We start from the raw sequence: 1,530 nt of genomic DNA, 5'->3' as shown, positions 1-1,530 counted from the left end.
GTGCGATCGGTTGCCTCATTTATTTTGCTCCCGGCTTGGGTTGAGGAGGAGGCCGGGTGCGGAGATGGCCGGGGTTTCGGAGCGCCCGGCCTCCTCCGCTGGCGTCTGCCACATCATTGGGTTGTTGTGACCTCATGCCCCAGCAGCGTTTCCTCCGTAGGAACGAACAACAACGCGTTCGCTTGCTCGCTGCGCCAGGATTTAAGCCTACGCTGAAGCGTTCGAAGAAGCTTGTTCGGATAGGCTCCAGGATATTCCGCCTGCAACCGGGAGAGCAGTTCGCTACCAGTCCGCCAAGGCTCGGCTTCAAACCATTTTCGCAAATCTAGCGTTGCCCGGATGAGCGGGTCGGGACGCCGCCGGCCTCTTTTCGCTTTCACGATTGGCCGATCCGTCGGTCGCATAGCTCCGTCTTTCCAGGCGGTTCGTAGGCTTGCCAGGAAGAGATCGATCGGTTGCGATGCCGCAGCAGGATGGGCGATTGGCTGCGTATCAGCGAGCGCCGCGAGGCGTTCCTGCGCGCCGCGGATGTCGCGCAACAACGCGACCGGGTCGAGAGCGGCATAGATTTCTTGGAGATGGTGACGAATCGCATCGGGCGTGCGGGCGTCGGCGGCCAAGCGCTGGTGTGGCGTTGCCGGTGCGCTGTATGTCTTACGCACACGAGCACCGTCGCGCTGCTTGGCCATCAGTTTGAATGAGGGTTGGAAGAAGTTCACGAACAGCCGCGCCGATCGATAGAGTTCAGCCAGCAGCTTGGCCGCTTCCAGGCCCTCGAGCCGACGATAGCCGACCATCCTGCGCACGACGGCACCGTTCTTCTGCTCGACGAACGCCTGGTCGTTCTTCCGGTAGGGCCGGCAACGCGTGAAGACGATGTTGGCCGCATCGCAGTAGGCTTTCAGCGTCTCATTCATGAACACCGTATCATTGTCCGTATCGAGGCCGACCAGCGCAAAAGGCAATTGTTTGCGCAATTCCGTCAACACCGTGCTCAACAGTGTTTGTTCGCGCACGATCAGAGGAGCGCACTCCGTCCAGCCGGTAGCAATGTCGGTGAGCACGAGGGTCTGGATGAAGCTGCCGCGCGCCGATAGACCGCTATGCGCTACAAGGTCAGCCTCGACGAACCCCGGCGCCGGATCGTTCCAATCTGCCGACGTCCGTATTGGAATACTGCGACGCAACGAGTGCGTCGCGTGCCGTCGGCGCTTGCGACCTAATCCTTCTCGGACCCGTGCCAACGCGCGGTCGATCGTCGCAGCACTCATTGCCAAAAGTTTGTCGCGGATCTCGGGAGCAAGGTCGAGGTGGCCGTGCCGTTCCATCGCTTCAATCAGCGCAGGCATTAACGCCTTCAGCCGCTTCCCGCAGATCCGGTCTGACGCCTCCCAAAGCAGCACGAGCGCGTTGTGTTCCGCCTCATTATAGATCCGACGTCGCGCCCGTCGGCCTGCGCTTACGTCTTCCTGGCCTCGAAGTAGACGCATCGCATGTTTGCGATGGAATCCGGTGATGTCGACGAACTCG

Annotated in this window: 1 protein-coding gene; it reads right to left on the bottom strand. The window is 61.0% G+C overall.

Annotation, left to right across the window (positions count from 1 at the left end; all coding sequences use genetic code 11):
* Positions 1-113: 113 nt before the first annotated feature.
* Positions 114-1,530 (bottom strand): ISNCY family transposase (locus L6639_RS42865; RefSeq protein ID WP_237867367.1); only part of this gene is annotated, 1,417 nt, incomplete at its 5' end.

Source organism: Bradyrhizobium zhengyangense, from assembly GCF_022012555.1.
Classification (GTDB): domain Bacteria; phylum Pseudomonadota; class Alphaproteobacteria; order Rhizobiales; family Xanthobacteraceae; genus Bradyrhizobium; species Bradyrhizobium zhengyangense.
The sequence above is the reverse complement of the archived record's forward strand: the minus strand, read 5'-3'. Positions and strand labels throughout refer to the sequence as shown.